Below are 26,587 nucleotides of genomic sequence, written 5' to 3' on the forward strand. Positions count from 1 at the left end.
ATGCGCTGTGTGATCGCCCGTTACCCCTTCGACCTGTCCAAGGCCGAAGTGGAGAAGTCGATGGAGAAGGTCCGGCCCGAGCCGGTCACCGACGCCTCCGTCGCCTCGGTCACCATCGGTGGCCGGCCGTACCCCGTCAAGCAGGTGGGAGCGGTGATCACGGGTCAGGATCCCCGTGACTTCACTGCCGCGGAAGTGGTCCGCGCCCTGGTCCGTCTCGGCTTCACCTGCGAGAACGCGCCCCCCAAGGCGGCCCCGGCCCCCGACCTGTCCTACGGCTCGGTCGACCGCCTTCTCGGCTGACCCGCCCCGCCCCTCCTGCCGACGGCCGTGACCGACGGTCGCCAAGGTGTGCGGTCGGTTAATTTTGGTGAAACCTGTGAGCGGCTCCGCTAACATGTTCGAGCTCGCGACGAACACCCCCATCGGGCGCGATACGTAGCCACTTCACCTCACACGTAAAAAATCGGTCAAAGTTGATAAACATATCACCACGGGTGCTTTCGCGAGTGAAGGGTCAGTCGCGAGCGGTGCTGTGGGTCGCCGCGGGCGCGGTGACCCTCGCGTTCCTCCTCATGCTGGAGATCGCCGCACGTCACTACGGTCTGCAGGGACCGCTCACCTGTCAGCTGCGCGAGCTGATATCCGCCCCCAAGTCGGGCGGACTGCTCTACGCCGGTCTGGCGTTGACGCTGGTCGTGTTCCCCTGGCGGCAGCGGTTCCTCGCGCTCGGCACCGCGCTCGGCATCGACGCGGTCATCGCACTGGTCCGCTGGGCGGCCGGCATCAAGGTGACGGAGGGCCATCCCTTCGGTATCGGCGCACTGTGGGTGATCCTGGGCTGCGCCGTCTTCGCGCTCACCCGACGCACCGGCGCGGAACGTGTTCTGCTGCTGAAGGGCGCTGGCCTCGGACTGCTGCTGGGGGCCGGCCGCAAGGCCGGGGACACCTGGCTGCTTCTCACCTCCAAGACCCGCCCGACGGTGCTCGACCCTTACGTCGCGACCGCCGACCACGCGCTGGGCGACCCGTCATGGGTGGTGGGCCGGATCGTCGAGGCCACCGGCAAGTTCGGCTTCAACCTCCTCGACTTCGTGTACGGCAACCTCGCGGTCGCCGCGGTCCTCGTCGCCCTGTACCAACTGCGCAACGTGGCCGCCGACCGCCGCTTCCCGCGCCACCATCTGGTGCGCACCTTCCTGGTGATCGGCCTCCTCGGGCCGGGCATCTACATGATCTACCCGGTGGTCGGACCGATCTTCGCCTACGGCAACGGCACCGAGCACTGGGCCGACGTCGCCATCTGGGCGGAGACCCACTCCACCGGACAGTGGGCGGTGGCCCAGATCTGGCCGGACACGGTCGCGCCGATCACCACCCCGCACTCCATACCGTTCGACGGCATCACCCCTCGCAACTGCATGCCGAGCCTGCACACGGCATGGGCCGTCGCGATCTTCATCCACTCCCGCAAGGGCCCGCGAGCGCTGCGCTGGGCAGGCACGTTCTGGCTGGTGGCCACGCTCGCCGCGACGCTGGGCTTCGGCTATCACTACGGCGTCGACCTCGTCGCCGGCGTGGTGTTCGTGCTCACCATCGAGGCGGCCCTGCGCACCTACGACCGCGCCTGGGACCGGTCGGGCCTCCAGCTGGTCGCCTACGGCGCCACGGTCTTCGCCGGACTCCTGCTGGCGTACCGATTCCTGCCGGTGCAGATGGCCGAGCAGCCATGGCTCTACGGCCCACTGCTCCTGCTGGCGATGGCCTCGGTGATCTACGGCTACGTACGGACCACCGGCCAGTGGGAGAAGGCACCCGCTCCGGTGGAACAGCCGCAACGCCAGTCCGAACCCGTCTGACCCCCGAGCGGATGGTCGTAGGCGGACCGTCCGGCGTCCCGTCGACGTACCGGTGAAGGCCCCCGCGTCCCGGACCACCGTTCCAGGGGGAGGTCATTCCCCCAGGTCAGACGCGTTTCAGGGGTTCCGGCGTCCCGAATACCCCGGCAATCGTGGCGGTCGGGACGGATCACCGCGCAGGCTGTTGTCATCGAAGCGCGCCGCTCCCGGTATCCGGTCGAGCGGCCCATGCCAACACCCGTACCGCACAGGGGGATTCACATGTTCACTCGCACCCACCGCACCCGAATGCTCGCCGCCGCCGCACTCGCGGCCGCCACGCTCACGCTGACGGCGTGCAACAACGGAGACGGCGTCGACGAGGGTGCGTCGACGGAGTCCGCCACCACGGCGACGGCCTCCACCACGGCCTCGCCCGAGGCGAGCGGGTCTTCCAAGGGCTCCACGGGCGGCTCGGCCGGTTCGAGCGGTGGGACGGGTTCCTCGGGTTCCAGCGGTTCCACCGGCTCCTCGGGTACGTCGGGTTCCTCGGGCGTCACGGGTGGCTCGGCGGACTCGGCGTCGGACTCGTCGGCCACCACCGTCGCCTGCGCCAAGACCTCCACCCGGACGACCGCCAAGGAGGTCTCCCGGCCGCTGAACCATCTTCTCCTCACCGTCACCAACACCGGCTCCAAGAACTGCACCCTCATCGACTACCCGGCCGTCCGCTTCGGCGAGGCCCAGTCCGTCCCGCCGGTCTTCGAGGACTCCAAGCCGCAGGCGGTGGTCACGCTGGCCCCCGGCGAGTCGGGTTACGCGAGCGTCCTGCTCTCGGCGGCGGACGGCAGCGGCTCCAACGGCTACACGGCCAAGTCCCTGGAGGTCTACTTCAACGCGGCCGCGAACACCGCCGCCACCCCCTCGCTGCCCGCGAAGGGCGTGTACGTCGACGACTCGATCCGTGTCTCGTACTGGCAGTCGACGATGGCCGACGCACTCACCTGGTGACCCGGCGGCCCCTTGTGACGAACCTGTTGAACTAACAACGTGCTGAACCCTTGGCCATCGCCTTAGGCTCCCTCTGATCACCAAAACTTCATGGGGGGACATCCATGCGCGCAACCACGCGCCTCGCCCTGATCGGCACCAGCCTCGCGCTGGTCGCCGGTGTCACCGGTGCCACCGCCGCCCAGGCGGAGGACGGCAGCGCGGGCGACATCACGCTCGACAAGGTCGTCATCAACGGCGGCAAGCCGGTCGTCGTCGGCACCACCAACGCGGTGTCCGCCAAGGTCTCCGTGACCGCGACGGACAACTCGGGGATCGCCAAGGCCACGTACATCAGCGGGTGGGGTCCGAGTCCGAACTTCGTGGACATCTGGTTCGACGACGGCGACATCACCTGCACCGAGGTCAGCGACACCACGTCGACCTGCACGGGCACGCTGACGTTCGACCCGCAGTGGGGCAACGGTGTCGTCAACAACGCCGCGGCGGCCACCTGGGACCTCGCCGTCTCGGTCAAGGCCAACGACCTCGACTACATCCACCGGGACGCGGCCACCACGTTCAAGGTGCAGCGCGCCTCGAAGCTGACGGTCAACGCCTCGCCGGAACCGGTGGCGAAGGGCAAGACCGTCACGGTCACCGGCAAGCTGAGCCGCGCGAACTGGGAGACCGACAAGTACGCGGGGTACGCGACCCAGCCGGTGAAGCTGCAGTTCCGCAAGAAGGGCAGCACCACCTACACCACGGTCAAGACCATCAAGACCAACTCGACGGGCAACCTGAGCACCACCGTCAAGGCCTCGGTCGACGGCTACTACCGCTACAGCTTCGCGGGCACCGCCACGACCCCGGCGGTCAGCGCGGCCGGCGACTACGTGGACGTCAAGTAGCCACGTAAACAAAGCGGTTCAGCAGACATCCGACACGGGCGCCGTCCACACCGGGACGGCGCCCTCGTCGTACAGGCATCGCATACGAAGCCGACGGGGGGTTCTCACCAGGGTGAACCGGACCTAGGCTGGCTGTGTTCGGTCGCCCGCGGAAATCCGCTGGAACGCACCTGTTCGGCAGCTGTCAGCTGCCCGTGCCCCATGACCCCGGGCAATCACCGATTCTCGTCCCACCACTCCTGCCTGCCCCTCGTCGCGAGGCTTGCGCGGTGCCTCCCGCGCTCCGTCGCACGGCCCGACGCGGGGTACCCGGCTCCCGGACGCGCGCCCGACTTGGGGGAACGGCCGCGTGCGGGAGCCCCGACGGCCGCCGCCCGGGCCCGGACGCACGGACGGCGGCCGTCAGCCGAGCTGTTCCCCGGGACGCTCCGGCACCGGGGCCGGGATGGACGCGGTGTTGAAGCCGCCCGAGATGATCTGGGTGGCGAGGTCCGAAAGACGCAGGTGGTGGGCGCGGGCGTACGACCGGAAGGTGGCGAAGGCGTCGTCGACGGAGGTCTCCCAGCGTTCCGCCAGCACGCCCTTGACCTGCTCGATCAGGATGCGGCTGGTGAGCGCGTTCTGGAGCTGGCTGTTCTCGACGTGCGACCGCTCCAGGGTGCGCTGCTGCAGGATCGCGATGGTGGCCACGTCGGCGAGTGCCTGGGCGAGGGCGATGTCGTCGTCGCCCAGGTGGTGCGGGGTGGTCTGGAAGAGGTTCAGGGCGCCGACGACCCGGTGGCGCAGGCGCAGCGGGATGGCGTGGGTGGCCACGTACCCGGTCTCGCGGGCCCGTGCGGTGAAGCTCGGCCAGCCTGTGGTGTTCTCCGGCCGGGTCAGGTCGATGTTGGTGCGGGAGGTGCCGGTGCGGTAGCACTCGATGCAGGGGCCTTGGTCGTGCTGGAGCGCGAAGAGTTCCAGCAGGCGGGTGTGTTCGTCGGAGGCGGCGATGATCTGCAGTTCACCGTGCGCGTCCGCGAGCAGGATCCCGGCGGCCGAAACGTCGAGGAGCTCGACGCAGCGGGTGGACAGTCGCTGCAGCAGGTCGATGACATCGAAATCCTCGACGAGGGAGTCAGCGACTTCCACGAAGATCTCGGCCAGACGTCGTTCGCGGGCCATGCCGATCATCCCTTTCCACCGTCGGGCGAATGCGGCCCGCTCTTGTCGTCGTTGAATCGGAGCCGCCGGGCCACCACGTCCTGCGCCACTTCGCCGAGGGGGCGGTCGCCGGCGTAGGCGTGGGCCCGCAGCCGCAGGAGGGCGATCTCCATGGACACGCCCAGCTGGACGCTGATCATGCCGGTGGCCTGGTGTACGGCCGCGCGGTGCAGGAAGGACGTCTGCAGCTCGTTGAGGCCAGAGGTCCTGTGGTTCCGCCGGTCCGGGTGTTCCCCGTCCAGACAGGCCATGGTGAGTGCGGCGGCCAGGGCGGTCGCGTCGGCGTACTGCTGATCGTCCGGCGGCCGGGCCGGGTCGCACAGCATGGTCAGGACGCCGACGCGGATGGCCCCGATGCCCAGCGGGAAGCAGCACACCCCGTGCACGCCCATCTTCCGCGCGGCCGGCAGCAGCGCGGGCCACCGCTCGGGGCGGACCCGGGCCAGGTCCGGTTCCAGCACGGGTGCGCCGATGCGCATCGCGTCGGGTGCCGGGCCCTCGCCCAGCGTGAACTGCAGCTCCTCGAACCGCGCGCTCAGCTCCGGGTGGCACCACAGCGGTTCCGCCTGCCGGTCCGGTCCCACCAGCACCGACAGCGCGACGCCCTCGGCGCCCAGGGCCCGCGCGGACGCCTGGGCGGCACCATTCACCCCGCTCAGTCGTAGTGAGCGCAGGACCTCGGCCATGCCCTCGCTGATCACCGTGCTCCGTTCCGCAGCGGGCGGGGCTCCCAGGGGCGGGGCGCCGCCCGGCCAGCGCAGTACATCACGTATCCCGGGCCATCGCCGTACAGTCGGCGGGTACATCCAGCCAGGCATCGCCGACGTCGGCGTACCGGGGAAAACGGGCCAGCAGACCGACGGCGCGGAACACGAGTCCAGGCCCTCGGCCGGTGTGGACGACCCGTATCCAGCCGTCCCGTCCGCGGCAGTCGTGCCACGCCGCGCACAGCGGGTCCAGGACGCTTCCGTCCATGAAGGTCACGCCGCGCAGATCGACTATCAGGAACAGCCGGTCGTCGCCGCGGCGGGCTTTCTCCAGGTCGTGCGCGAAGGCCGGCGTGGTCGTCAGGTCCAGCTCACCGCTGGGCCGGACCAGTCGGCAGTCGTCGAACAGTTCCGGATGCGGGCTCATAGGGCCCCATCTCTTCCGTCATGGAATGGCTTGCGCCTGCGCAGGGCCTCTGTTGCGCGGGACGGACCTTCACGGAGAGGGCCGGGGTCACGGGCTGCCGTACGGCCAGCCTACTGCCGTACGGCATATCGACGGGGCACAGTTGCCAATTCGGCTCCCGGCCTATACAAGAGCCAGGCCCGGGCCTACGACCTGGGCCTTTGCTCCGTCAGCGGCCGGTTCCCCTGGTGGGAGTGGAACGGCGGCGGGCCTGGCCCGGACGGCCTCCGCGGCGGCTGCGCCGGGCGGCCGCCGACGGCTCGGGGCGCGTCTCGGTGACCGGCGGGGCGATGACGACGGGTACGCCCGAAGGGGCCTGGGCGCCGGTGATGCGGCTGAGCTCGTCGCCGCCCGAGCGGACCCGGGTGGTCGTCGGGGTGATGCCGGCGTCGGTCATCAGACGGGTCATGTCGCGGCGCTGGTGCGGCAGGACCAGGGTGACGACGGTGCCGGACTCGCCGGCGCGGGCGGTACGGCCGCCGCGGTGCAGGTAGTCCTTGTGGTCGACGGGCGGGTCGACGTTGACGACGAGGTCGAGGTCGTCGACGTGGATGCCGCGGGCGGCGACGTTGGTGGCGACCAGGGCGGTGATGTGACCGTCCTTGAACTGGGCCAGGGCCCGGTTGCGCTGGGACTGCGACTTGCCGCCGTGCAGGGCGGCGGCGCGCACGCCGACGGCCAGGAGCTTCTTGGCCAGTCGGTCGGCGCCGTGCTTGCTGTCGATGAACATGATCACCCGTCCGTCACGGGCGGCGATCTCGGTCGTGGTGGCGTGCTTGTCGTCGTCCTCCACGTGCAGCACGTGGTGGTCCATCGTCACCACGGCACCCGCGGACGGGTCGACCGAGTGGACGACCGGGTCGTTCAGGTAGTTGCGCACCAGCTTGTCGATGTTGCGGTCCAGGGTCGCCGAGAACAGCAGCCGCTGGCCGCCGGGACGCACCTGGTCGAGCAGCGCGGTCACCTGCGGCATGAAGCCCATGTCGGCCATCTGGTCGGCCTCGTCCAGGACGGTGATCTCGACCCGGTCCAGGCGGCAGTCGTCCCGCTCGATGAGGTCCTTGAGGCGGCCGGGCGTCGCCACGACGACCTCGGCCCCGCCGCGCAGCGCACTCGCCTGCTTGCCGATCGACAGCCCGCCGACCACGGTGGCGAGCCGCAGCCGCAGCGCGCGGGCGTAGGGGGTGAGGGCGTCGGTGACCTGCTGGGCGAGTTCCCGGGTGGGGACGAGGACGAGGGCCAGCGGCTGCCGGGGCTCGGCGCGCTGTCCCGCCGTACGGGCCAGCAGGGCGAGACCGAAGGCGAGCGTCTTGCCCGATCCGGTGCGGCCACGGCCCAGGACGTCACGGCCGGCCAGCGAGTTGGGGAGCGTCGCGCCCTGGATGGGGAACGGGGTGGTCACCCCTTCCGCGGCGAGGGTGGCCAGCATCTGCTTCGGCAGGTCGAGGTCGGTGAACGCCTCGACCGCCGGCAGCGCGGGGGTGACGGTGACCGGCAGTGCGAACTCCCCGCCGGGTGCCGGGGCACGGCCTCCGCGTCCGCCGCGGCCGGCCTTGGACGTGCCGTTCTTGGCCGCCGTGTTCTTGGCGGTGCGGGAGGGGGCGGCGCTCTGGCGGCCCGTCCCCTGCGCGCGGGTGCGGGAGGAGGAGCTGGGGTTCCTACGGGCGGGGCGGTTCAATGGGGGACCTTCCTCTATACGGCGGTGCACGCGTACGCGACCAGCGTCAGGCGGGGGCGATGTTCTCGGCCTGCGGCCCTTCTGGCCCGGCGTGACCCCCACGGGAAGATCTGAAAAGCCCCGGAAGGTCTTGAAACGAAAAGAGTGCCCGTCGACGAAGGTCGAAGAGCACTCAAAGCCTCTGATAACCAAAACTGCCACTTTACATCAAGGTAGCACAGGTCCACGTTCCTCGGCGCGGCCCGCCCGGACGCCCCGGGACGGGCGGTCCCCCGTGGAGGTGCCGCCGCCGCTTCTCGCCTCGAACCGGTGGAAGAGGCGGGTCGCGGCGACGATCAGGATCAGCAGGGCACTGACGGTCAGGGCGGTGACCACGGCGGTCACATCCCCACGGCGTTGTGGTGGCTCAGGACGTGGGGCGGGAGGACGCCGTCGCCGAGGTCCGTGTCCGTGTCGGCCTGCGGGTGTTCCTGGCGGGCCCGTTCCGCCGTCATGAGCGCCGTCGCGGTGACCCGCGGGCCGGTGTCCGCGCTCGCGGCGGCCATCAGGCGGGCGGCCGAGGGGGCGCCGGTCTCCGGGGGCACGACCAGGAGGTTCCAGCGGCCCGCGGTGAAGGACAGCAGCACGATCGCGTGCGGATCCAGCTCCGAGGTGAACCAACCGACCTTCACCACATGGCCGTTGACGTAGATCCTGGGCGGGAGGATCGGCCAGTTGCGGGGGTTGACCGCGATACGGGTGATCCGGCCCCACAGCGGATCCAGCATGTCCGCCAGGTCGGGGAGTTCGCTCGTCAGGTCACGGGAGCGAGGCCACCAGGCGCCGTCCAACTCGGTGGGCCCGCCGGAGCGGCTCGCGGACTTCAGCGCGAGGCGCGCGGTCGGGGGCCTGAAGGGAACGGCTCGGAGCGGGGTGGGCGAGCTGGTCGCGGACATCGCGCAAACCTGTCTCCGGACCCCTGCGGGAGGGCAGCCGCCCGGTGTTGTCGCTCACCGGGAACGACACCGGCGCCGGGGCCGGTGCGCGAAGTGCTCCCGATACGTTCACGCTACTCCCCGAAGGGGCCGGGCGGGGCGTTCCGGCTGCCGCTTCAGGTCCGCCGACCGGCTTCCTCAGGGGGTCCGCTGGTCTCCAGCCACGACCGTGCGGGTTCGGCGGCACGGGTGGTGTCCACGGTGAGCTGGAGACGGGTGCCGCCGTCGGCGGAGGCGGGGTAGCTGCGCTGCTCGCTGGCGGCGAAGCAGTGGCGGAGAACCTCCGCGACCCGGCGGGCGACCTCGGGCGAGGCGGCGACGATGCGGACTTCGGCATGCCCGTCCGAGGGCGTTGTCGTGGGCTGCATGGCGACCTCGGAGTTCGATGTCCCGGTGTGACACGGGCCGGACCCCTCACTCTACTCCGGCGGGTCCCACGCCCCCCGCGAGCGACCGGCCGCCCGCCGAGCACCACGACCGTCCAGAAGTGCCGCACACATCTCAGCGCAGCGCGCTCTTCTCCTGCCACTCGGCCCAGGAGAGGTTCCACGCGCCGAAGCCGTTGCCGGGCGCGACCACGCCCTTGGTGTCCTTGCCGGTGATCTCGAACGGGTCGCCCGGCCGCACCTGGTCGTAGAACCAGGCCGCGTCCGCGTCGCTCATCCCTATGCAGCCGGAACTGTGGTTGGCCCTGCCGAAGAAGGCGGCGTTCCACGGGGCGGCGTGCGCGTACATGCCCGACCAGGTCAGCCGCATCGAGTGCTTGACCATCTTGTCGTAGGCGTTGCCGAGGCCCACCGTCTCGGAGTTCATGTTGACGGTGCCCTCCTTGGCCATGAGCACGGCGGTTCCGCGCCAGGACCGCTTGTCCCCGCCGGGGGTGCCGCCGGAGACCGGTATACGGCGGACCGTCCTGCCGTCGCGGACCAGGGTGAGCTGGTGGCTGTCGAGGTCGACCTCGGCGATCTGCCGGGCGCCGATGGTGAAGGTGGTCGTGTAGTCGCGTACGAACCAGCCGCCGTTCGTGCCCGAGTCGGTGCCGTTCAGCTCGGCGTTCAGCGTGACCTTGGTGCCGGGCTTCCAGTACGACTTGGGCCGCCAGTCCACCCGGTCCCTGCCCGACCAGTCGGTCAGCCAGCCCCAGGAGCCCTCGGTGTCGTTCGAGGTGGTGATCCTGAGCTGCTTCTCGACCGCGGCCCGGTTCTTGACCGGGTTGTCGAAGACCAGGGAGATCGGCTGGGCGACACCGACGGTGGTGTTCGTGCCCGGCCGCCAGTCGACCTTGTTGACCTTGTCCGCCGGAGCCGTGGTGAAGGAGGACTTGGTCGTCCGGACGGTTCCGGCCCCGGTCCGGGTCACCGCCGTCACCTTGTACGACGTACCGGGCACGGCCTTGCGGCCGGAGACCCACGAGCGGCCGTCGGCGGCGACCTCGCCGGCGAGCCTGCGGCCCTCGGCGTCGGTGACGGACACCGCGGTGAGCCTGCCGCCCGAGGCCGTGATCCGCACGGAGTCGCCCGCCCGGACCTGGTCCCCCTCGGGTGTGACGGTGACCTTGACCGGGCGGTCGTCGGCCCGGGGCGCCACCCGGGCGTCCGGGGCGCCGGAGGAGGCGGTCGACGAGCAGGCGGCGAGCGGTGCCAGCAGGGCGGCCACGACGGCGGCTCGGACGCGGGAATGGGCGAGTGCACGAGTGCGCGACAACAGAACCTCCGGAAGGGAAGGAAAGGGCGACAAGGGGGTGGACGAGTCGGCGATATCGTGACTGTAGAGCCGGAAAACCCGAGGTCAGCCGCTATAGGGCAATGTGACGGCGACTGGTGAGGAACGGTCATGGTCCGGTCACATTCGCCGCGCGGAGCGGTCATGGACCGCTGTGAGCATCCTTTGCGTCCCCGCGACAGGTCCGGGGAGAAGGAGAGGCTCAGACTGTGTCAGCGCTGCTCGTTCCGCCCAGCCGCGTGTCCCCCGCACGGAACCGGGGCACGGCCCTGCGGACCATCACCGCGGAGACCTACCGCGCCTTCCTCGCCTCCCCCGACGGGGCCGCTCTCGGCGCCGGTTTCCTGCAATGCCCGTCCTGGGCCGACGTCAAGGAGGGCTGGCGGGCCCAACTGCTCGGCTGGGGACCGGATCCGGAGGCCGGGGCGCTGACGGGTGTGGCCGTGGTGCTGCTGCGGCAGTTCCCCGGCACCCGCAAGTACTTCGCCTACCTTCCCGAAGGGCCGGTCGCCGACTGGAACGACCCCGACGTGGACGGCTGGCTCGGCCCGCTCCTCCAACACCTGCGCGGAGCGGGCGCCTTCGCCGTGCGCATCGGCCCCTCACCCGCCTACCGGCGCTGGGACGCCGCCCGGCTCAAGGCGCTCACCGGCCCGGGCCGGCGCCTCGGCGACGTCCTCGCCAGCGAGGTCGACCCGCTCGGCACCGCCGTCGCCGAGCGGCTGCGCGCCCGCGGCTGGCGGCGCTGCGGCGGTGACGGGACGGGAGGAGAGGGGACCGGCGGGGACGGGGGCGCCCAGCCCCGGCACGTCTTCCACGTACCGCTCGCCGGACGCAGCACCGAGGACCTGTGGTCCGGGCTCAACCAGGAGTGGCGCCGCAATGTGCGCCGGGCCCGGAAGGAGGGCGTGGAGGTGGTGGTGGGCAGTACGGCCGAACTCCCCGAGTTCTACCGGCTCCTCGGCATCACCGAGCGCCGCGACGGCTTCCGGCTCGGCCGCTCGCTCGCCTACTACGAGCGCCAGTACGCGGCGCTCAACGCCGAGGAACCCGGCCGGATGAAGCTGTACCTCGCCCGCCACCGAGGCGAGATCCTGGCCGCCCACACGATGATCACGGTGGGCCGCCGGGCCTGGTACCAGACCGGCGCCTCGGCCGACCACCGTCGCGAGGTCCGCCCCTCCAACGCCCTGCAGTGGCGGATGATGCAGGACGCCCAGGCCCTCGGCGCCGACGTCTACGACATGCGCGGGGTACCCTCCACTCTCGATCCTGAGGAACGTGCGTACGGATTGTTGCGGTGGAAGCTCGGCACCGGGGGGCAGGTCGTCGAGACGCTGGGGGAATGGGAGAAACCATTGGGCGGCAGCGCCAACCACGCGCTCTACCGCGCCTTCCAGGCGTATCTGAACCGCCGATGACACAGACGACACCGACGCCGCCGACGACGCCGACCAGCACCGCGCCGAGGGACACGGCGGCACGCAGCAGTGCCGTCATGGCCGCCGGATCCATCGTGTCCCGGGCCACCGGCTTCGCCCGCTCCGCCGTGGTCGCGGCAGCGCTCGGCACCATCGGGCCGACCGCCGACGGCTACGCGGTCGGCAACGCCCTGCCCACCATCGTCTACATCCTGCTCCTCGGCGGCGCGCTGAACGCCGTCTTCGTCCCCGAACTGGTCAAGGCCGCCAAGGAGCACGCCGACGGGGGCACCGCGTACACCGACCGGCTCGTCACCGTGTGCGTCGTCGCGCTGCTGGCGATCACCGCGGCCGCCGTATGGGCGGCCCCCGCGATCGTCGACGCGTACACCGACTACACCGGCCCGCAGGCGGCCATGACCACCGCGCTGGCCCGCTACTGCCTGCCCCAGATCTTCTTCCTCGGACTGTTCACGCTGCTCGGACAAGTCCTCAACGCACGGGGCAGGTTCGGCGCGATGATGTGGGCGCCGGTCCTCAACAACCTCGTCGTCATGACCGTGTTCGGCCTTTACCTGGCGCTGGCCCTGGGCGGTGGCGACACGCTCACCGCGACCGGGACCGCCGTCCTCGGCTGGGGCACGACCGCCGGTATCGCCGTCCAGGCACTCGCCCTCGTCCCCGCCCTGCGCGCCGCCCGCTTCCGCTGGCGGCCCCGCTTCGACTGGCGCGGCAGCGGACTGACCCGCCCGCTGCGCGCGGCCGGCTGGCTGGTGCTGCTGGTCCTCGCCAACCAGGCCGCCTACTGGGTCACCACCCGCCTGGCCACCACCGCGGGCCTCGACGGCGGCCCCGGCTACGGCGCGTACAACAACGCCTATGCCCTGTGGGTCGTACCGCACGGCATCATCACGGTCTCCCTGGTGACCGCGCTGATGCCCCGGATGAGCGCGGCCGCCGCCGACGGGGACACCGCCGCCGTGCGACGCGACGTCTCCCACGCCCTGCGCGTCAGCGCCTCGGCCGTCGTCCCCGCCGCCTGCGCCCTGTTCGCCCTCGCCCAGCCGGTGATGGCCCTCGTCTTCGGCTACGGCAGGACCGGCGCCGACGACACGGCCGCCATGGCCGGGATCCTGATGGCCTTCGCGCCGGGCCTGATCGCCCTGTCCGGCCAGTACGTCCTGTCCCGCACCTTCTACGCGCTCTCCGACACCCGTACGCCGTTCCTGCTCAACCTGCTGATCGTCGCCCTCAACGCGGGCCTGTCGCTGACCGCCGCCCACCTGCTGCCGGCCCGCTGGGCCGTGACCGGCATGGCGGGCGCGTACTCCCTGGCGCTGTGCGCGGGCTGGGTGGTGACCGGCCTGGTGCTGAGCCGCCGACTCGGTGTCGCCCGTCCTCTGCGCTCCTCCGCCGCCGGCGCCCACGTGCGGCTGCTGCTCGCCGCCGTCCCCGCCACCGTCCTCGGCCACCTCGCGGTCCTGGCCACGGCACGGGCGGGAGCCCTGGTCGCCGCAACTGCCGGGGCGCTCGCCGTCGTCCTCACCTTCGCCCTGCTCACCCGTCCGCTGCGACTCGTCGAACTCGACGCACTGCTCTCGCGCGTACGCCGCAGACGGACCCGGACCTGACCATCACCGAGGGAGAACTGCCGATGCCCCGCGTGCTCCTCATCGAGGACGACCCCTCCGTACGCGAAGGGGTCGAACTCGGTCTGCGCCGCCGCGGCCACGAGGTACGGGTGGCGGCGACCGGCGAGTCCGGCCTCGCCGCGCTGGCCGAGTTCCGCCCCGACCTGCTGCTGCTCGACCTGATGCTGCCCGGGATGAACGGCGTACAGGTCTGCCGGCAGGTCCGCGAGGAGAGCCAGCTGCCGATCATCATGCTCACCGCGCGCGGCGACGACTTCGACGTGGTCATCGGCCTGGAGGCGGGCGCCGACGACTACATCGTCAAGCCCGCCCGCCCCGAGGTGATCGAGGCCCGGATCCGTGCCGTGCTGCGCCGCCTGGACGACAGCGGCCCGGGCCGCCCGGCCATCGAGGTCTACGGCGGCCTCACCGTCGACCGCGTCGGGCTGACCGTCACCAAGGCCGGCCGCCCGCTGGCGCTCGCCCCCTCGGAGCTCAAGCTGCTGCTGCACCTCTGCGCCGCCCCCGAGCAGGTGTTCAGCAGGCAGCAACTGCTGGAGCACGTCTGGGACCACAGCTACCACGCCGACGCCCGCCTGGTCGACGCGTGCGTCCGCCGGCTGCGCGGCAAGATCGAGGACGAGGCCGGCAGCCCCCGCTACGTGCAGACACTGCGGGGCTTCGGCTACCGCTTCGGGCCGCTGTGAGCGGCGGCGAGCAGCGTTCGCGGGTCAGGGCGTTCGGGCTGCGCGCGCGGTTGTTGCTCGCCTTCCTGCTGGTCGCCGCCGTCAGCGCCGGCACGACGGCCGCGCTGACCTACCGTGAGGCCCGCAACTCGCTGCTGGTGACCGCCCAGGACACGGCGGTCACCTCCTTCCGCGAACAGGTCCAGCAGACGGCGTTCGCCCTGCCCGTACAGAACGAGGGCATGGAGGAGGTCCTGCGGGACATCGCCCGCAAGGGCAAGCCGCACCCCTGGGTGGTCTTCGCCGAGTACGGCTCGCTCCGCGCCTCCTCCGGCGAGAACCCGGTCTCCACCGTCATCACCCCCGAACTGCGCCGCGCCGCACGGGCCAACCCCCACGGCAGCTTCGAACGGGTCGTCAAGGACGGCGTCCCCTATCTGACCATCGCCATGCCCACCGTCTTCAAGACCAGCCCGGACAGCGTGCTGCCCACCGGGCTCGTCCTGTACGCCGTCATGCGGATGACGGACGAGCAGATCAACGTCGACGCGCTCCTCATCGCCGCCCGCGACGGCGCCCTGCCCGGCCTCGCCATCGCGCTGATACCCGCCCTGATCGCCGCGCGCAGCGTGCTGCGTCCGGTGCGGGAGCTGCGCCAGGCGGCCCGGAACATGGGCAGCGGCAGGCTCGACACCCGGATCCGGGTGCGCGGCAGCGACGAACTGGCCGACCTGGCACGCACGTTCAACGAGTCGACGGGCCAACTGGAGCGGTCCGTGCGGGAACTGCGCGAGGCCGAGGAGCGCGCCCGCCGCTTCGCCTCCGACGTCTCGCACGAACTGCGCACCCCGCTCGCCGGAATGCTCGCCGTCACCGAGGTCCTCGACGAGGACGCGGACGGCCTGGACCCGGACACCGCCCGGGCGGTCCGGCTGGTCAGCGCGGAGACCGGAAAGCTGGCCGTCCTCGTCGAGGACCTGATGGAGATCTCCCGCTTCGACGCCCGCGCGGCCGAGCTGAACGCCGACGAGGTCGACGTGGCCGTGGCCATCCGCAAGACCCTGCAGAACCGGCACTGGACCGACGACCGGGTCCGCACCGAACTCCCCGAGGGCATCCGGGCGCGGCTGGACCCGCGCCGCTTCGACGTCGTGATCGCCAACCTCGTGGGCAACGCCCTGCGGCACGGGGGTACGCCCGTCACGGTACGGCTGCGCACCGAGGAACGCCTTCCGGGCCGGCCCGTGCTGATCACCGACGTGGTGGACAGCGGGCCCGGCATCCGCCCGGAATCGCTCCCGCACATCTTCGACCGCTTCTACAAGGCCGACGCGGCCCGTACCCGTTCGGCGGGCAGCGGCCTGGGACTGGCGATCACGCTGGAGAACGTGAAGCTGCACGGCGGCACGATCCACGCCGGGAACCGGCCCGGGGGCGGTGCCGTCTTCGCCGTCGAGATACCGCTTCACTCGGAGGGGGCCGGCGGATGAGGCGACGTGTGTCGGCCGTGGTGTTCGCCGTCGCGGCCGGCGTACCGCTGCTCGGTGGCTGCGGTATCCAGGAGACCGACGTCATCGGGGCGGGTGGTCCCGCCAGCGTTCAGGCCTTCCTCAACCGCGAGGACGACATGCTGCTCTTCTTCCGTTCCCCCGACGGAGGGCTGAGCCCGGTGATCAGGTCGCCCGGGCCCTCCACCGTGTCCGACGGCGGAGTCTTCCACACGGCGACCGCCGGGGACCAGGAGTCGAACGGGCCCGTGCCGACGGAGAAGGTCGTCGCGGCGCTCCTCGCCGGACCGGGGGACGTGGACCGTGCCGCGGGCCTGACCACGGCCCTCCCCGCCGCCGACCGCGGCAGCGTCGTCAAGGTCGACACCTCCGTGAACGGCAGGGTCACGGCCCGCCTTCCCCTCGCCCTGGAGGGGCTGGATGCCATCGCCCTGCGCCAGCTCACCTGCACGATCGCCTACAGCCAGGACGCCGAGGGCCGGATCGTCGTGGAGCTGCGAGGCCAGGACGGGGCGTCGAGGTCGGGCACCTGCGGACTCGCTCCCGGCAGTGCGGGGAACGTACCCACGGTGACCGGGACCCGGGGAGCGGGCCCGTCGTCCGGCGCGAGCGGCTGAGGCGGCGTCGCAGGGGGCGGCCAGGTGTCGGGGGGAGCGAGGACGAGATCATCGGGCAGGCGATTCACCTCGCGGCGGCCTTCCGGGTACTCGACCTTCCGTCCACATGATCAACTCGTACCGGGTACGGACCCGCCGTGCGCCTCGGTTCCGGCACGGCGGCGGTACTCGGCGTTGATGCGCTGAGCCTCCTCGAGCTGGTCCTCGAGGATGACGATGCGGCACGCGGCCTCGATCGGGGTGCCCTTGTCGACGAGCTCGCGGGCGCGCGCCGCGATCCGCAGCTGGTAGCGCGAGTACCGGCGGTGACCGCCCTCCGAGCGCAGCGGAGTGATCAGCCGAGCCTCGCCGAGGGCTCGCAGGAAGGCCGGGGTGGTGCCGAGCATCTCGGCGGCCCGCCCCATCGTGTATGCGGGGTAGTCGTCGTCGTCGAGACGATTACCGAGGGGGGTATCTGCTGTCATGTCACCTCGTAGGACAACGCGTCGAGGGGCCCTGGTGCCGTACGGCACCAGGGCCCCGAAGGAAATTCAACACCATCTGTCGGCTCTTGTGCTGTGCCGACCTGCTGTTTCCGCTACCGGCCCTGCTGGAGGGGGTGCGGGGATCGCGGCTGCGTGACCGGGGACCACCTTCCAATCCGGGGTCTTGCGGTACCCGGCCGAGTACTGCTCCGACCGGGCGATCCTGATGGCGTCCGTCCTCCGTCCTTGCTCTGTATCCACCACTTGGCCTGCGAACTTCAGGTACTGCAATCCCGCCAGTTCGTGTCTGCCGGGTGTCACTGATCCGTCTTCGATGAGAAAAGCCTAACCGTGTCGGAGCCCAATGTCTACTCCGGCAAGGACAGATTTCAGCTTCTTGGAGGGGCAGGTAGTTTCGTTCCGTCACTAAGGGTGACGTGCCTCTCCCCTCCGCCTCCCCGTGGCGGCGAAAACGGGCGTCCAGACAGCAGTGCGGGCCCTGCCGACGTGTGTCGGCAGGGCCCGCACCGGGATCCTGAAGGTGGTTCTTCTCAGCCGAGGCGAACCAGGGCCCGCCCGTGCTCCGCGACGACGGTGCGCCGAGAGACGGGCGAGGTGATCGCCGCGTCGAGGACGTCCCGCAGCCGGACCCGGTCCGTGTACGCGGAACTCTCGCGGTGAGCGGCGAGTTCGGCGCGCGTGACCGAGCCGGTGCATTGGTCGTCCCCGTCGACCAGGAGGAGGAACTCGACACGGGCACCGGCCATGACGGACAGCGCGACCTCGACGGTCATGTCGTCCCGGACCCGGGGCCCGGACGTGTCCATGACGTCGACCACGGCCAGGTGAGCCGGGTTCGCGTGCTGTCGTTGTGTCCGTACCGGTGTCAAAGGTGCCTCCTCGGAGATGGGGAGCTGCTGGACGATGCTGCGAGCCGCAGGGGTCAGGCCGCGGTGTCGAGGGCGGGCCGCTGCGCACGGCGCCGTCCCGCTCCTCCGGCGGCGCGTCCACGACCGGAGCGGTCCTGACGGCCTCGGGACGAGGGGGCCCCGGAGGACCCGGTGCGGCGGGGACGGTCCACGACCGGTGCCTTGATGACGACCGGGACACCGGAAGGGGCCTGGGCGCCGGTGATCCGCGTCAGTTCCGCCTCACCGGACCGCACGGAGGCGATCTGCGGGGTGATGCCGGCCGAGACCATCAACCGGGTCATGCCACGGCGCTGGCCGGGCGTCACGAGGGTGACGACGCTGCCGGACTCGCCGGCACGGGCGGTACGGCCGCCGCGGTGCAGGTAGTCCTTGGGGTCGGTCGGCGGATCCACGTTGACGACCAGGTCGAGGTTGTCGACGTGGATGCCGCGGGCCGCGACGTTGGTCGCCACCAGCACCGTCACATGCCCGGTCTTGAACTGGGCGAGGGTCCGGGTGCGCTGCGGCTGGGACTTGCCACCGTGCAGAGCCGCGGCGCGGACGCCGCTGTTCAGCAGGTGCTGGGTCAGCCGGTCCACGGCGTGCTTGGTGTCCAGGAACATCAGGACCCGGCCCTCGCGTGCCGCGATCTCGGTGGTCGTGCGGTGCTTGTCCGACTCGGGCACGTGGAGCACGTGGTGCTCCATCGTGGTGACCGCACCCGCCGACGGGTCGACGGAGTGGACGACCGGGTCGGACAGGTACTGGCGGACCAGCCGGTCGACGTTGCGGTCCAGGGTGGCCGAGAAGAGCATCCGCTGCCCCCCGGGACGTACCTGGTCGAGCAGGGCGGTGACCTGGGGCATGAAGCCCATGTCGGCCATCTGGTCGGCCTCGTCGAGGACGGTGATGTCGACGTCGTCCAGGCGGCAGTCGCCACGGTCGATGAGGTCCTTGAGCCGTCCCGGTGTCGCGACGACGATCTCCACACCGGCCCGCAGGGCGCGCGTCTGCTTGCTCATCGGCATGCCGCCGACCACGGTGGTCAGCCGGAGCTTCACGGAGCGGGCGTACGGGGTGAGCGCGTCGGTCACCTGCTGGGCGAGCTCGCGGGTGGGGACGAGGACCAGGGCGAGCGGCTGCCCCGGCTCCGCGCGGCGGCCCGTCGTACGGGCCAGCACCGCGAGGCCGAAGGCGAGGGTCTTGCCGGACCCGGTACGGCCGCGGCCGAGCACGTCACGTCCGGCGAGGGAGTTCGGCAGCGTCGCGCCCTGGATGGGGAACGGCACCGTCATGCCCTCGCGTCCGAGCGCGGCCAGCAGGGGCGTCGGCATGGCGAGGTCGGAGAACGACTCGACCGCGGGCAGTGCGGGAGTGATCGTCACCGGGAGGGCGAACTCGCCCTGGAGCGGGGCCGGCCGGCGCCCGCTGTTGCCGCTGGAACGCCGCGGAGCACCGGAGCGCTGGGCGGAAGAGCTCCAGGAGGTCCGGGTCGGGCGGGAGGTGGTGCGGGCAGTGCGGGCGGTGCGTGCGCGGTTCAAGCGGAACCTTTCCTCGATGTGAGCACGTAGGCACGTAGCAAGGAGTTTCCGCAGCAAAAGGAACGGCGCAGATAATCACGAGAACGGCCCGGTGATGATGAGCGCCGAATCGGATCGACGGGGGAATGCATCACCGTCAGGTGATGCGATGGAGCCTTCCCGTCACGCGCTCTGAAAAGCAGCGAGCCGGGGCCCGCACCCCAAGGTGCGGGCCCCAGCTGCGAAGAATGTGTTGCTGCCGGTGGTCAGGCCGGAACGATGTTCTCGGCCGTCGGGCCCTTCTGGCCCTGCGCGATGTCGAACGACACCTTCTGACCTTCCAGGAGCTCGCGGAAGCCCTGGGCGGCGATGTTGGAGTAGTGGGCGAAGACGTCGGCGCCGCCGCCGTCCTGCTCGATGAAGCCGAAGCCCTTTTCCGCGTTGAACCACTTCACGGTGCCAGTAGCCATGTCAATTCTCCTTCGGAGACGATTTCCGGAATTCACCCTGTGTGGATTCCGCGTCGCCCGTGCTGATTAACCCGTCGGAAAATGAACCCTCTGGCAACCACACCTGCAACTGACAACGACATTAGCATGCCGCGATCGACCCTGTGCGGTCTGTAATTCCACTGGGGTTGACGGGCGAGGAATACTCGCAGTGCACCGCAGCCATTTCTCACTTCACGGATACAGATATTGACCCGCGCGGGCGGGCTGTTTTCTGGCGAACGTTTCCGCCCGCAGCGCCATGACCTCCGGCGATGGGCCGCACGCCGCTCCCGGCGCCCTCGCCGGACGGGACACCGGCGAACGCGCCCGGGCCCCGCTGACGCAACGAATGTCACATCCGCCGCACGAGGCGACACCGACGTGCGGCATCTACCCGGCGTGCGCCGCGGTCCAGGTGATCAGCGGGGGCTCGACCCGCGCGCACAGCGGCCCGCCCCGCGCGTCGGTCAGCCCGAGCCGCCCGACCAGCAGTCCGTCGCGCGCGGCGGCGGCGAGCGTGTCGGCGGGGATGACGTCGAGCAGGAGCTTGGCGCGCCGGAACATCGTGAACATGCCCGACTCGTCGACCGTGCCCCACGACAGATAGATGAACCGCCGCCCCAGACGGTTCTGCACATAGGGGCCCGTGACCTCGGTACCGGCCGGCGAGGAGCTGGTGCTGCACTCCAGGGTCCACGTCGCGGACGGCGCGTCCCCGGGCTGCGGCTCGAGAAGCTCGGCCGGACGGTCGCGGCGTTGCACGGCGACATGGACGTTGTCGTAGGCGGGGTGGGTGCGGCCGGGCAGGTCGATGGCGTCGATGCGGATGCGCATGGCCGCCATCATCCGGCATCGCCCCAAGCTCCCTCGGCTGCAAGCGGGTTGTGCCCTTCGAGTGCGCCCAGGTTCTGCGCACGAAAAAGCCCCAGGTCGTCGACCTGGGGCTTCGATATGGAGCGGGTGACGAGAATCGAACTCGCACTCTCAGCTTGGGAAGCTGATGTTCTACCACTAAACTACACCCGCGTAAGACGCCGATTTGAGACCGGTGTCGGAACGCTCTGTCACTCTACCTCATGCCAGACCCCCGGCGCCGGAGCCGTGGGGTCTGAGTGCGTTTCAGGGGAGCGATGGGGCTGCGGGGCGCCGGAGTTGGGGCGTACGGTGGAGAGGTGGGAGAGGGTCCGGGAGAGGTCGGAGTGCCGCCTGGAGACTCGTTCCTTCCATCCCGTAATGTGGCTTTTGTCGTCCGGCGAGCAGCAGCCGGACGCGGCTCTTGGGGAAGGGACTCCAGAACTTGATGGAGCGCACTGTCGTCCGTTGTGCCGATGGGCACGTGTTCAGCACCGCTTCGTTCCCGATGCAGCAGGCCGAGCGGCTCGGTCCCGGGCGACTCGTCCGATGCCCTCGGTGTGCCCGGCTTCGCAACGTCGTTCCGGTGACCTTGGAGAAGCAGTAAAGGAGTAGTACCCAGGCGCGCGGACCGTCCGATGGTGGCCGGTCCGCGCGCCTTGCGTATCCTCGGGGCGTGCTTCTCTCAGACAAGGACATCCGGGCCGAGATCGATTCCGGGCGAGTGCGGATCGATCCCTACGACGAATCCATGGTGCAGCCGTCCAGCGTCGACGTGCGCCTCGATCGCTTCTTCCGGGTGTTCGAGAACCACCGCTACCCCCACATCGACCCCTCCGTCGAGCAGGCGGACCTCACGCGCCTCGTGGAGCCGGAGGGCGACGAGCCCTTCATCCTCCACCCCGGCGAGTTCGTCCTCGCCTCGACGTACGAGGTCATCACCCTCCCCGACGACCTCGCCTCGCGCCTGGAGGGCAAGTCCTCCCTCGGCCGCCTGGGCCTCGTCACCCACTCCACCGCCGGCTTCATCGACCCCGGCTTCTCCGGGCACGTGACGTTGGAGCTCTCCAACCTCGCCACCCTCCCCATCAAGCTCTGGCCCGGCATGAAGATCGGCCAGCTCTGCCTGTTCCGGCTCTCCTCGCCGGCGGAGTTCCCCTACGGCAGTGAGCGCTACGGCTCCCGCTACCAGGGCCAGCGCGGCCCGACGGCCTCCCGTTCCTTCCTCAACTTCCACAGGACGCAGGTATGAGCGACGTACGGGAGAACCTGACGTACGAGCGGTTCGGCGTCGCCGTCCGTGAACTCGCGCAGACCATCGCCGACGACGGCTACGAGCCCGACATCGTCCTCTCCATCGCCCGCGGCGGCGTGTTTGTCGCGGGCGGCCTGGCGTACGCGCTGGACTGCAAGAACATCCACCTGGTCAACGTGGAGTTCTACACCGGCGTGGGCACCACCCTCGACATGCCCGTCATGCTCGCGCCCGTCCCCAACGTCATCGACTTCTCCTCCAAAAAGGTCCTCATCACGGACGACGTCGCCGACACCGGCAAGACCCTCAAGCTGGTCCGCGACTTCTGCCTCGACACCGTCGCCGAGGTCCGCAGCGCCGTCATCTACGAGAAGACGCAGTCGCTGGTGAAGTGCGAGTACGTGTGGAAGCGGACGGACGACTGGATCAACTTCCCGTGGTCCGTCGAACCTCCCGTGATCAAGCGGTCCGGGCAGGTGCTCGACGCCTGAGCAGGTTGGCGTGACGAAGAAGGGGCTCCCCGTCGTGGGGAGCCCCTTTTCGGTGTGTGCGGAGGGGTGGCTTCTAGAAGGTGCCCAGTTTCACGATCGACAGGAGGGCGATCAGTTGGATCGATGCCGCGCCGAGGGCCTTGGGCCAGGGGAGGTCGTGGGACTTGGAGGCCATCAGGGTGAGGAGGGCGCCCGCGGCCACCCAGGTCGCCCAGCCGACGGCCTGGACGAAGGTGGCGTCGCCGCCGAAGAACATGGCGAGGACGAGGCGGGGCGCGTCCGTCAGGGACATGATCAGCATGGAGAGGCCGACCGTGGGCTGCCAGGCGCCGTCGCCGCCGAGCTGGCGGGCCAGGGTGTGGGTGACCACGCCCAGCACGAAGGAGGACAGGACCATCGCGACCGCCGTCGTCAGGACGATCGGGACCGCGTTGGAGAGGGTGGCGTTGATCGCGTCCTCGCGGGCGCCGTCGAAGCCGAAGACGGCGAGCAGGCCGTAGAGGAACGTCACGATCAGGGCAGGGCCCCACATCGTGTAGTCGCGCATCTGGAGGAAGGTCCGGTTGGGGGCCGTGACGATGCCCCTCAGGAGGTCCTTCCAGTGGAGGCGGGGGCCCACCGGGCCGGCCGGCGGGGTCGAGCCCGCGCGGTACGTGCCGCCCTGGTTGTAGGGGTCCTCGTTGACGGAGAACGCCTGGGTGTGACCCGGGTTGTTCGCCGCGTACGGGTCGTGGCCGCCGTCGCCGAAGTACTCCGGCTCGTCGTAGCCGCCGCCCTGGGGGCCGCCGTACTGCTGCTGCCCCGGGTGCGGGGGCGCGGGCGGCGCGGGGTAGCCGCCGTACGACGGTCCCTGCGGGGCCTGCTGCCCGTACGGAGGTTGTTGCGGTCGCGTGTGAGGAGCGCCGTTGTCCCGGCCGCGTCCGATCCTGAATCCAGCCACGCCTTCGAACGTACCTGGTCCCGGCGAGCCGCGTGCCGGGCCCGGGGGTTCGGGCCCGGCTTTGCTGCCGAGCTGTGACATCCCCTAAGGGGTTGTCATGACTGTCCCTGACACGTCGTGAGGGTCAGCCCGTGATCGGTGTACCGAGCTCCGGCTGGGGGTGTGCGCCCAGGCCGATCGAGCCCGCGCCGAAGCTCACCACGCCCTTCGTCCTCAGCCGGGTCGAGGTGCCCTTCAGGAACCACCCGGCGCCGTCCCCCGCGTTCTCACCGGGGGCGCCGGCGGTGTCCTGCTGGTAGCCGTACGACGTGCCGGGCGACAGGCCCTTCTTACCGGCCGGGACGATCGTGAGCGAGCCGGCGTTCTCCTTGCCGCCGATCGTCTCGAGCAGGGCCGCGAGCGTCGTACGGATGCGCACGGGTCAGCCCACCAGGACGTCGCCGAAGTTCGCGTCGCCGGTGGGGCCGCCCAGGGTCGGGCCGCTGAAGGACTTCGAACCGGTGGCGGTGATGCCGGAGGTGGTGGACTTCAGGAACCAGACGGCGCCGTCGCTGCTGTTCTCGCCGGAGGCGGAGGTCACCAGTTCCGTACGGCCGTTGTTGTCGATGTCCGTGAGGTGGACCGCGTAGCCGAAGTGGTCGTAGGACTCGGCCGTGCCGGGGACGTTCGCCGTGTTCTGGGAGTAGGACTTCGAGCCGGTGCCGGTCAGGCCGGAGGCCGCGCCGCGCAGGATCGTGACCGTGCCCGCGTGCTTCGCCGAGCCGATGGTCTCCTGCTCGGAGCCGACCGCGATGTCGGTGTAACCGTCGCCGTTGACGTCGCCGGCCGACAGGCTCCAGCCGAAGAAGTCGAACTTCTCGGCCGTGCCGGGGACGCTCGCCGAGTCCTGGGTGAACTTCACCGGCGTACGGGTCGACAGGCCCGTGGACGCGCCGTACGTCACCGTCACCGCGCCGCCGAGGCCGCCGTTGGGCTCGGACGCCGACTTCTCCATGAAGTTGCCGGTGACGATGTCGCCGTAGCCGTCCTTGTTCACGTCGGCGATGACGCCGGCGTAGCCGCCCGCGAGCTTCTTGCCGACCTTGAGGGTGGTGGTGGCGTCGCCCGTGTAGAGGACGCTGCGGGTGCGGTAGTCGCCCGTGCTGGTCTCCTCCTGGCCCATGACCAGCAGGTCGGTGCGGCCGTCGGCGTTGACCTCGCCCGCGACGAGGCCCTCGGGGTAGATCGTGGTCTGGTCGACCGTGTCGACGCCGACGAGCGAAGCGGCCTTGCCGGTACGGGAGACCGGGCCGCGGAAGATGTTCAGGGACGGTGAGGCGTTGTTGCCGGCGGCCAGGTCGGTGTGGCCGTCGCCGTCGAAGTCGCCGGCCGCGAGGGACCAGCCCAGCTCGTTGCGGTACTCCGGCAGCGGGGAGGAGATGTCGGTGCCGGACTTGATGCCGGTCGCGCCGCCCCACAGCACGGTCAGCGCGCCGTAGGAGTCGGTGGAGCCGATCCTCTCGCCGTGCACGCCGACCACGAGGTCCGTGTAGCCGTCGCCGTCCATGTCGCCCGTGGTGAGTCGGTCGCCGAAGTACTCGCTGGTCTCCGGGGTGCCGGGGATACCGTCCGTGGCCTGGCTGATGATCTGGCGCTTGGTGGTGTCCAGGCCGCTCTTGGTGCCGTAGACGACGGCGACATAGCCCGCGCCGGTCTTGCCGGAGACCTTGGCGATCGGGGCGGCGATCGCGACATCGCGGTAGCCGTCGCCGTTGAAGTCGCCGTCCAGGCCGGAGGGGGCGGCGGTCGCGGTCGTCGCGGCCGAGAGGGTGAGCAGACCGCCGGTGAGGGTGGCCGCGACGGCGGTCGCGAGGGTGGTTCTGAGGTGACGCATCGGGTTCTCCTGGAAGAAAGCGCAGAAAACAAAGAAGCGAAGAAGGCGAAGGAAGCGCAGGGGAAAGCGTCAGTCGAGGAAGCCGCCGCCGTACTCCGGCAGGTGGATGGAGCCCGTCGCGGTCGGTGTGGTGCTCGTGCCGCGCATGAGCAGCGCGTCGCCGTTCGCGCCCACCGTCAGGTCGGCCTTGCCGTCGCGGTCGAGGTCGTGCAGCCGGACCGGGGAGCCGAAGGAGACGTAGGAGTCGGCCGGGCCGATCACCGTCTGCGGGATCCACGTGGAGCGGGTGCCGGTCAGACCGCCGGAGCCGCCGCGGAAGACGGTGACGCCGCCCTGGTCCTCCTTGCCGGCCACGTCCTCCTGCGGCACGCCGACCGCGAGGTCCGCGTAGCCGTCGCCGTTGGTGTCGCCGGCCGAGACGCAGTAGCCGAAGTTGTCGCCCGCCTCGAGGCTGCCGGGGACACCGGAGGAGGCCTGGTTGTACGTCATCGAGCCGCTCGGCCCGGAGGACGTCCCGTGCCAGACGCTGACGATGCCCCTGCCGTCGTTGTTGTCGGGCAGGCCGACCGCGATGTCTCCGTACCCGTTCTTGTCGAAGTCGCCGATCGCGGCACTCCACGGCTCACTGGCGTACGTCTTGGAGGCGCCCGAAGTCAGGCCCGACGAGGCGCCCTTGAGGTACCAGATGCGGTTGGCGGGCTGGTCGCCGACGAACTGCGTGCCGAGGACGACCAGGTCCGTCTTCCCGTCGCCGTTGACCTTGCCGGCGGCGAGGCCGTGCGAGTACCAGCCCTGGTCCACCTTGTCGATCTTGCTGACGCCGCCCGTCGTACCGAACTTGGTGAACGGGCCGCGGTACAGCCATGTCTCGCTGCCGCCGATGACGGCGAGGTCGGGCGAGCCGTCGCCGTTGAAGTCGCCGGTGGCGAGCTCGCTGCCGAAGTGGGACTGGGAGCCGCTCGCGCCGGACTTCGGGGCGAGGGTGGTGCCGCCGGACAGGCCCGTCCTGGAACCCCAGACGATGGTGACCGTCCCGCGGTACCGCGCGCTGCCCACGTGCTCCGTGTCGTTGCCGACGACCAGGTCCGCGTAGCCGTCCTTGTTGAGGTCGGCGCTGGTGATCGACTCGCCGAAGTAGTCGTCCTCCTCGCCGGTCCCGGGGATGCCGGGGCTGTCCTGGTGGACGACCTGGGTGCGCGTCGTGTCGAGGCCGCTCGCGCCGCCGTAGACGATGTTGACGGCGCCGCCGGTCCAGCCGTCGTCGCCGGAGATGCCCGAGTAGTAGTGGCTGTACGCCAGGTCCCGGTAGCCGTCGCCGTTGAAGTCGTCGTAGTGCTTGGCGACCGCCGCCGAGGCGGGGGCGGCGAGGAACAGCGGGGTGAGGCCTGTCGCCACGAGGGTGACGGTCAGGGCGGCCGCGGTGCTGCTGCGCATGGGTATC

28 protein-coding genes and 1 tRNA gene are annotated in these 26,587 nt (G+C 70.6%); 11 read left to right on the forward strand and 18 right to left on the reverse strand.

Features of this window, described 5'->3' with window-relative positions; all coding sequences use genetic code 11:
- From OG381_RS25055 to OG381_RS25070, 4 genes are all read left to right on the forward strand, one after another.
- Complete coding sequence (locus OG381_RS25055; protein WP_327718305.1) at positions 1-303, forward strand: SCO5918 family protein; 303 nt, start codon at positions 1-3, stop codon at positions 301-303.
- Between the two features lie 206 nt (positions 304-509).
- Complete coding sequence (locus tag OG381_RS25060; RefSeq protein WP_327718306.1) at positions 510-1,859, forward strand: phosphatase PAP2 family protein; 1,350 nt, start codon at positions 510-512, stop codon at positions 1,857-1,859.
- A gap of 261 nt (positions 1,860-2,120) precedes the next feature.
- Positions 2,121-2,849 (forward strand): DUF4232 domain-containing protein, encoded by a 729-nt coding sequence (locus OG381_RS25065; RefSeq protein WP_327718307.1) that lies wholly within the window; start codon positions 2,121-2,123, stop codon positions 2,847-2,849.
- 104 nt (positions 2,850-2,953) lie between these two features.
- Positions 2,954-3,739: a calcium-binding protein gene (locus OG381_RS25070; RefSeq protein WP_327718308.1), complete on the forward strand. Its 786-nt coding sequence runs from the start codon at positions 2,954-2,956 to the stop codon at positions 3,737-3,739.
- 402 nt (positions 3,740-4,141) lie between these two features.
- On the opposite strand, the gene OG381_RS25075 is transcribed toward OG381_RS25070, so the two are convergent.
- The 8 genes from OG381_RS25075 to OG381_RS25110 all read right to left on the reverse strand — a co-directional run bounded on the left by OG381_RS25075 (position 4,142) and on the right by OG381_RS25110 (position 10,468).
- On the reverse strand, positions 4,142-4,909 hold the full coding sequence (locus OG381_RS25075) for a GAF and ANTAR domain-containing protein (RefSeq protein WP_327718310.1): 768 nt from the start codon (positions 4,907-4,909) through the stop codon (positions 4,142-4,144).
- Positions 4,906-5,640, reverse strand: coding sequence for an ANTAR domain-containing protein (locus OG381_RS25080; RefSeq protein WP_327718311.1), 735 nt, complete (start codon positions 5,638-5,640; stop codon positions 4,906-4,908). Before OG381_RS25080 ends, OG381_RS25075 begins: the two co-directional genes overlap by 4 nt.
- Before the next feature lie 64 nt (positions 5,641-5,704).
- Positions 5,705-6,073: an STAS domain-containing protein gene (locus OG381_RS25085; protein ID WP_327718312.1), complete on the reverse strand. Its 369-nt coding sequence runs from the start codon at positions 6,071-6,073 to the stop codon at positions 5,705-5,707.
- A 208-nt stretch (positions 6,074-6,281) separates the two neighbouring features.
- The gene (locus OG381_RS25090; RefSeq protein WP_327718313.1) at positions 6,282-7,790 is read right to left on the reverse strand and encodes a DEAD/DEAH box helicase; all 1,509 of its coding nucleotides are present in this window, start codon (positions 7,788-7,790) and stop codon (positions 6,282-6,284) included.
- 207 nt (positions 7,791-7,997) lie between these two features.
- Complete coding sequence (locus OG381_RS25095) at positions 7,998-8,174, reverse strand: hypothetical protein (RefSeq protein WP_327718314.1); 177 nt, start codon at positions 8,172-8,174, stop codon at positions 7,998-8,000.
- Positions 8,171-8,725, reverse strand: coding sequence for a DUF5994 family protein (locus OG381_RS25100; RefSeq protein WP_327718315.1), 555 nt, complete (start codon positions 8,723-8,725; stop codon positions 8,171-8,173). Before OG381_RS25100 ends, OG381_RS25095 begins: the two co-directional genes overlap by 4 nt.
- A gap of 155 nt (positions 8,726-8,880) precedes the next feature.
- Positions 8,881-9,132 carry a hypothetical protein gene (locus tag OG381_RS25105; protein WP_327718316.1) on the reverse strand — a complete coding sequence of 84 codons (252 nt, stop codon included), beginning with the start codon at positions 9,130-9,132 and terminating at the stop codon, positions 8,881-8,883.
- Between the two features lie 133 nt (positions 9,133-9,265).
- On the reverse strand, positions 9,266-10,468 hold the full coding sequence (locus OG381_RS25110) for a L,D-transpeptidase (protein WP_327718318.1): 1,203 nt from the start codon (positions 10,466-10,468) through the stop codon (positions 9,266-9,268).
- Positions 10,469-10,695: 227 nt separating this feature from the next.
- Between OG381_RS25110 and OG381_RS25115 the strand changes: the two genes are divergently transcribed.
- Genes OG381_RS25115 through OG381_RS25135 form a run of 5 tightly spaced genes read left to right on the forward strand, consistent with a single transcriptional unit; the run spans position 10,696 to position 16,349 of the window.
- Positions 10,696-11,907 carry a lipid II:glycine glycyltransferase FemX gene (locus tag OG381_RS25115; RefSeq protein ID WP_327718319.1) on the forward strand — a complete coding sequence of 404 codons (1,212 nt, stop codon included), beginning with the start codon at positions 10,696-10,698 and terminating at the stop codon, positions 11,905-11,907.
- A complete protein-coding gene (murJ, locus tag OG381_RS25120) occupies positions 11,904-13,538 on the forward strand; it encodes a murein biosynthesis integral membrane protein MurJ (protein ID WP_327718320.1) in 1,635 nt (544 codons plus the stop codon). Before OG381_RS25115 ends, murJ begins: the two co-directional genes overlap by 4 nt.
- A 23-nt stretch (positions 13,539-13,561) precedes the next feature.
- The gene (locus tag OG381_RS25125) at positions 13,562-14,245 is read left to right on the forward strand and encodes a response regulator transcription factor (protein ID WP_327718321.1); all 684 of its coding nucleotides are present in this window, start codon (positions 13,562-13,564) and stop codon (positions 14,243-14,245) included.
- Entirely contained in the window at positions 14,242-15,714 is a 1,473-nt protein-coding gene (locus tag OG381_RS25130; RefSeq protein WP_327718322.1) for a HAMP domain-containing sensor histidine kinase, read from the forward strand. Before OG381_RS25125 ends, OG381_RS25130 begins: the two co-directional genes overlap by 4 nt.
- Positions 15,711-16,349, forward strand: coding sequence for a hypothetical protein (locus tag OG381_RS25135; RefSeq protein ID WP_327718323.1), 639 nt, complete (start codon positions 15,711-15,713; stop codon positions 16,347-16,349). Before OG381_RS25130 ends, OG381_RS25135 begins: the two co-directional genes overlap by 4 nt.
- A gap of 110 nt (positions 16,350-16,459) precedes the next feature.
- Here the strand turns inward: OG381_RS25135 and OG381_RS25140 are convergent, their stop codons facing one another.
- From OG381_RS25140 to OG381_RS25165, 6 genes are all read right to left on the reverse strand, one after another.
- Positions 16,460-16,813, reverse strand: coding sequence for a helix-turn-helix domain-containing protein (locus OG381_RS25140; RefSeq protein ID WP_327718325.1), 354 nt, complete (start codon positions 16,811-16,813; stop codon positions 16,460-16,462).
- A 551-nt stretch (positions 16,814-17,364) separates the two neighbouring features.
- Positions 17,365-17,703: a CBS domain-containing protein gene (locus OG381_RS25145; protein ID WP_327718326.1), complete on the reverse strand. Its 339-nt coding sequence runs from the start codon at positions 17,701-17,703 to the stop codon at positions 17,365-17,367.
- Positions 17,704-17,756: 53 nt separating this feature from the next.
- A complete protein-coding gene (locus tag OG381_RS25150; RefSeq protein WP_327718327.1) occupies positions 17,757-19,265 on the reverse strand; it encodes a DEAD/DEAH box helicase in 1,509 nt (502 codons plus the stop codon).
- A gap of 245 nt (positions 19,266-19,510) precedes the next feature.
- Positions 19,511-19,714 carry a cold-shock protein gene (locus tag OG381_RS25155; RefSeq protein WP_004986771.1) on the reverse strand — a complete coding sequence of 68 codons (204 nt, stop codon included), beginning with the start codon at positions 19,712-19,714 and terminating at the stop codon, positions 19,511-19,513.
- A gap of 411 nt (positions 19,715-20,125) precedes the next feature.
- On the reverse strand, positions 20,126-20,569 hold the full coding sequence (locus OG381_RS25160; protein ID WP_327718328.1) for a DUF5990 family protein: 444 nt from the start codon (positions 20,567-20,569) through the stop codon (positions 20,126-20,128).
- Positions 20,570-20,687: 118 nt separating this feature from the next.
- Positions 20,688-20,761: transfer RNA gene (locus OG381_RS25165), tRNA-Gly, on the reverse strand.
- A 502-nt stretch (positions 20,762-21,263) separates the two neighbouring features.
- On the opposite strand from OG381_RS25165, the gene dcd reads away from it, so the two are divergent.
- Complete coding sequence (gene dcd / locus OG381_RS25170; RefSeq protein ID WP_013001952.1) at positions 21,264-21,839, forward strand: dCTP deaminase; 576 nt, start codon at positions 21,264-21,266, stop codon at positions 21,837-21,839.
- Complete coding sequence (locus OG381_RS25175) at positions 21,836-22,333, forward strand: phosphoribosyltransferase (RefSeq protein ID WP_327718329.1); 498 nt, start codon at positions 21,836-21,838, stop codon at positions 22,331-22,333. Before dcd ends, OG381_RS25175 begins: the two co-directional genes overlap by 4 nt.
- 73 nt (positions 22,334-22,406) lie before the next feature.
- Here the strand turns inward: OG381_RS25175 and OG381_RS25180 are convergent, their stop codons facing one another.
- The 4 genes from OG381_RS25180 to OG381_RS25195 form a co-directional block, all read right to left on the reverse strand.
- The gene (locus OG381_RS25180) at positions 22,407-23,354 is read right to left on the reverse strand and encodes a Yip1 family protein (protein ID WP_327718330.1); all 948 of its coding nucleotides are present in this window, start codon (positions 23,352-23,354) and stop codon (positions 22,407-22,409) included.
- 43 nt (positions 23,355-23,397) lie between these two features.
- The gene (locus tag OG381_RS25185; protein ID WP_327718331.1) at positions 23,398-23,691 is read right to left on the reverse strand and encodes a hypothetical protein; all 294 of its coding nucleotides are present in this window, start codon (positions 23,689-23,691) and stop codon (positions 23,398-23,400) included.
- Positions 23,692-23,694: 3 nt separating this feature from the next.
- Positions 23,695-25,146: an FG-GAP-like repeat-containing protein gene (locus tag OG381_RS25190; RefSeq protein ID WP_327718333.1), complete on the reverse strand. Its 1,452-nt coding sequence runs from the start codon at positions 25,144-25,146 to the stop codon at positions 23,695-23,697.
- 69 nt (positions 25,147-25,215) lie between these two features.
- The gene (locus OG381_RS25195) at positions 25,216-26,580 is read right to left on the reverse strand and encodes a VCBS repeat-containing protein (RefSeq protein WP_327718334.1); all 1,365 of its coding nucleotides are present in this window, start codon (positions 26,578-26,580) and stop codon (positions 25,216-25,218) included.
- Positions 26,581-26,587 lie beyond the last annotated feature (7 nt).

It is taken from the genome of Streptomyces sp. NBC_00490, assembly GCF_036013645.1.
Classification (GTDB): domain Bacteria; phylum Actinomycetota; class Actinomycetes; order Streptomycetales; family Streptomycetaceae; genus Streptomyces; species Streptomyces canus_F.

Coding starts and splice junctions, on each gene's coding strand:
- OG381_RS25180 (WP_327718330.1), bottom strand. CDS start 23,354: ATGTCACAGCTCGGCAGCAAAGCCGGGCCCGAACCCCCGGGCCCGGCA.
- OG381_RS25125 (WP_327718321.1), top strand. CDS start 13,562: ATGCCCCGCGTGCTCCTCATCGAGGACGACCCCTCCGTACGCGAAGGG.
- OG381_RS25175 (WP_327718329.1), top strand. CDS start 21,836: ATGAGCGACGTACGGGAGAACCTGACGTACGAGCGGTTCGGCGTCGCC.
- OG381_RS25085 (WP_327718312.1), bottom strand. CDS start 6,073: ATGAGCCCGCATCCGGAACTGTTCGACGACTGCCGACTGGTCCGGCCC.
- OG381_RS25155 (WP_004986771.1), bottom strand. CDS start 19,714: ATGGCTACTGGCACCGTGAAGTGGTTCAACGCGGAAAAGGGCTTCGGC.
- murJ (WP_327718320.1), top strand. CDS start 11,904: ATGACACAGACGACACCGACGCCGCCGACGACGCCGACCAGCACCGCG.
- OG381_RS25055 (WP_327718305.1), top strand. CDS start 1: ATGCGCTGTGTGATCGCCCGTTACCCCTTCGACCTGTCCAAGGCCGAA.
- OG381_RS25190 (WP_327718333.1), bottom strand. CDS start 25,146: ATGCGTCACCTCAGAACCACCCTCGCGACCGCCGTCGCGGCCACCCTC.
- OG381_RS25100 (WP_327718315.1), bottom strand. CDS start 8,725: ATGTCCGCGACCAGCTCGCCCACCCCGCTCCGAGCCGTTCCCTTCAGG.
- OG381_RS25070 (WP_327718308.1), top strand. CDS start 2,954: ATGCGCGCAACCACGCGCCTCGCCCTGATCGGCACCAGCCTCGCGCTG.
- OG381_RS25065 (WP_327718307.1), top strand. CDS start 2,121: ATGTTCACTCGCACCCACCGCACCCGAATGCTCGCCGCCGCCGCACTC.
- OG381_RS25160 (WP_327718328.1), bottom strand. CDS start 20,569: ATGCGCATCCGCATCGACGCCATCGACCTGCCCGGCCGCACCCACCCC.
- OG381_RS25075 (WP_327718310.1), bottom strand. CDS start 4,909: ATGATCGGCATGGCCCGCGAACGACGTCTGGCCGAGATCTTCGTGGAA.
- OG381_RS25105 (WP_327718316.1), bottom strand. CDS start 9,132: ATGCAGCCCACGACAACGCCCTCGGACGGGCATGCCGAAGTCCGCATC.
- OG381_RS25135 (WP_327718323.1), top strand. CDS start 15,711: ATGAGGCGACGTGTGTCGGCCGTGGTGTTCGCCGTCGCGGCCGGCGTA.
- OG381_RS25140 (WP_327718325.1), bottom strand. CDS start 16,813: ATGACAGCAGATACCCCCCTCGGTAATCGTCTCGACGACGACGACTAC.
- OG381_RS25195 (WP_327718334.1), bottom strand. CDS start 26,580: ATGCGCAGCAGCACCGCGGCCGCCCTGACCGTCACCCTCGTGGCGACA.